Origin of the sequence: Methylosinus sp. sav-2, from assembly GCF_004366495.1 — a bacterium.
GTDB lineage: Bacteria > Pseudomonadota > Alphaproteobacteria > Rhizobiales > Beijerinckiaceae > Methylosinus.
Genome location: NZ_SOEJ01000050.1, coordinates 1 through 1,214 on the forward strand (window position 1 = coordinate 1; position 1,214 = coordinate 1,214).

1 protein-coding gene and 1 pseudogene are annotated in these 1,214 nt (G+C 63.5%); one reads left to right on the top strand and one right to left on the bottom strand.

The features are described from left to right. Window positions 1–855 (top strand): plasmid replication protein RepC (gene repC / locus EDE12_RS21695; RefSeq protein ID WP_245511952.1); only part of this gene is annotated, 855 nt, incomplete at its 5' end. A 41-nt stretch (window positions 856–896) separates the two neighbouring features. Here the strand turns inward: repC and EDE12_RS21700 are convergent. Then, window positions 897–1,214 (bottom strand): annotated as a pseudogene (locus EDE12_RS21700) (recombinase family protein); the annotation flags it as partial.

A 1,214-nucleotide genomic window follows, 5' to 3' on the forward strand; every position in this document is an offset into this window, starting at 1 on the left:
CTCGTCGCGCGCTCGAGCGAAATCGAGAACCTCGCCGAGGAGGTGCGGGCCGAGAACCGCGCGATCGCGCTGCTGCGGGAGAAGATCACGCTCACCCGCCGAGACATCGTCAAGATGATCGAGACCGGATTGGAAGAGCGCGTTTCGGGCGACTGGGACGGCGCGCACCAACAGTATGCGACGCTCTCGGGGCGCTACGGGCGGGGACTTTCCCGCACCGATCTGGAGGCTTTGGCCGGCGAGCTCGCCGCGCTGGCGACGGAAATACACAAGCTGCTGGAAACGCACATAAAAGCTCAAAATATGAGCGGCAATGAGTCTCAAACTGAGCGTCACATACAGAATCAAACCACAAACTCTTCTGATCTTGAACCTAGCCTTCAAGAAGGCAGGGCCGATCCATTCCAGCCAAATCTCGAACAGGGCAGGGAACCGATCGAGCGAGCACCGGAAACCTCCCCGGGACGCTCTCGGACTGCCGATCCCAAGCCAGCGCATCGAGCCTATCCGCTCGGAATGGTGCTGGAGGCCTGTCCCGATATCCTCGATTACGGTCCGGTTGGCGAGATTTCCTCATGGCGAGACTTGGCTGCTGCGGCGGCGACGGTGCGCTCGGCGCTCGGCGTGTCGCCAGACGCCTGGTCGCAAGCCTTGGAGGTCTTGGGCGAGCATGACGCCTCCATCGTCATCGCCGCGATCCTGCAACGCGGTGATGAAATCAAAAGCGCCGGCGGCTATCTCCGCGTCCTGACCGAAAAAGCGAGGGCAGGGGAGTTCTCGCTCGGACCCGTGCTGATGGCGCTGTTGCGCGGCAAGGCTGGGAAGGCAGCGCGAGAGCGCAAGAGGACGGGGTGACGCGAGGGGTGTTTCCGGACGAGCCTCGGCGGTCTGCTCGCTCACAGCGTTTCGGCGTCGAGCAATTGGAGCTTTTCGGCGCGATCGAGCAGGCTTTTGACGGAGGAGGGCGCCCAGCGCGTTCCTCCGCGCGGCGTGCGCTCATACATGGCCTCGAGCTGCGCGCCGATTTGCGCGAGCGTCAGATCTGGATTGGCCCGTTTGATCCCTGCGACGAGCGTGACGAGGCGCTCGCTGCTGACTTTCCGGCTGGCAGCTTGATGGAGGAGTCTGGGCTCGATCAAACCCTCGGCGACGAAGCATTTGACTGCGCGCTTCAGGCGCTCGACGGTCCATTGGGGCAGGGGAGCGCCGCTGAC